Raw genomic sequence first — 1,084 nt, 5'->3', positions numbered from 1 at the left:
CGCAAGTGCTGACCGAACCACAAGTGCTCGAGCGCCAGATGACGGCTCGTTTCGAGGATGTGGCCGGCATGGACGGGCCGCTCACCGTCCTGCGCGGCGGGTTCATGGTCGACGGCACGGCACCGTTGCCGACACGGCCGCCGCCGGTGCTGGGCGAGCACATGGACGAGGTGTTCGCCGGCCTGCCGCCGCGCGCCAAGGCAAAGGCCAGGGCATGAGCGGCGTGGAGAAGAAAACGGGCCGCGAGCGCGGTGAGGAATGGTGGCGGACCGGCATCATCGAGATGAGCCCCGGCATGATCCGGCTGCGCGGCTACGAGATCCAGGACCTGATCGGCCGTGTCAGCTTCCCCGCCATGATCTGGCTGATGCTGCGTGGCGAACTGCCCAGCGAGGACCAGGCGGCACTGCTCGGCATCGCTTTGGGGGCGGCCGTCGACCACGGGCCGCAGGCGCCGTCGATCGCCATCGCCCGCATGGCGGCAACCTGCGGCGTCGGCATCAACAGCGCCATGGCCTCTGCCATCAATGTGCTTGGCGACGTGCATGGCGGAGCCGGCGAGCAGGCGCTTTCCATCTATGGCGATATTGCCGTGGCGCTCGAGGGCGGCATTGCCCTCAATAAGGCGGTCTCGGCACGCCTCGACCGGTTCTTCGCGGAGGAAGAGGGCTACGTGCCGGGGCTTGGCCATCGCTTCCATCCTGTCGATCCACGCGCGCCGCGCCTGCTGGAACTGGTCAGAGATTTTGCCGCGCATGGCGTCGTCAATGGACGGTACGCCGACATCGCCGAGGCGGTCGAGGCCGATGTCGCGCGGCGCAAGGGCAAAAAAATCCCGCTCAACATCGATGGCGCCACCGCCGTCATCTACGGCGAACTCGGCTTTCCGCCGCCGCTGACGCGTGGCCTCTTCGTGCTGTCGCGGTCTGTCGGCATCCTGGCGCATGCCTGGGAGCAATCGCAGCAGGCCGAGCGGAACAAGGGGCCGCTGCCGCGCGAATGGCTGTGGGCCTATAGTGGCCCGCCGGCGCGGCCGGTTCCTGGGGACGAGGGCATCGAGAATTGAGGCTTATGGCCGCACGAG

At 68.0% G+C, this 1,084-nt stretch carries 1 protein-coding gene and 1 pseudogene; both read left to right on the top strand.

The genetic code is table 11. The features are described from left to right. Positions 1-218, top strand: a pseudogene (locus tag EOA36_RS35975) (CoA transferase); the annotation flags it as partial. After that, positions 215-1,066: a citryl-CoA lyase gene (locus EOA36_RS35970; RefSeq protein WP_127281283.1), complete on the top strand. Its 852-nt coding sequence runs from the start codon at positions 215-217 to the stop codon at positions 1,064-1,066. The pseudogene EOA36_RS35975 and the gene EOA36_RS35970, both read left to right, overlap by 4 nt. Positions 1,067-1,084 lie beyond the last annotated feature (18 nt).

The organism is Mesorhizobium sp. M8A.F.Ca.ET.021.01.1.1 (genome assembly GCF_003998025.1).
In the GTDB taxonomy this organism is placed as follows: domain Bacteria; phylum Pseudomonadota; class Alphaproteobacteria; order Rhizobiales; family Rhizobiaceae; genus Mesorhizobium.
Note: the sequence above shows the minus strand (reverse complement) of the source record. Positions and strands in the feature narration are given on the sequence as shown.

Coding starts and splice junctions, on each gene's coding strand:
- EOA36_RS35970 (WP_127281283.1), top strand. CDS start 215: ATGAGCGGCGTGGAGAAGAAAACGGGCCGCGAGCGCGGTGAGGAATGG.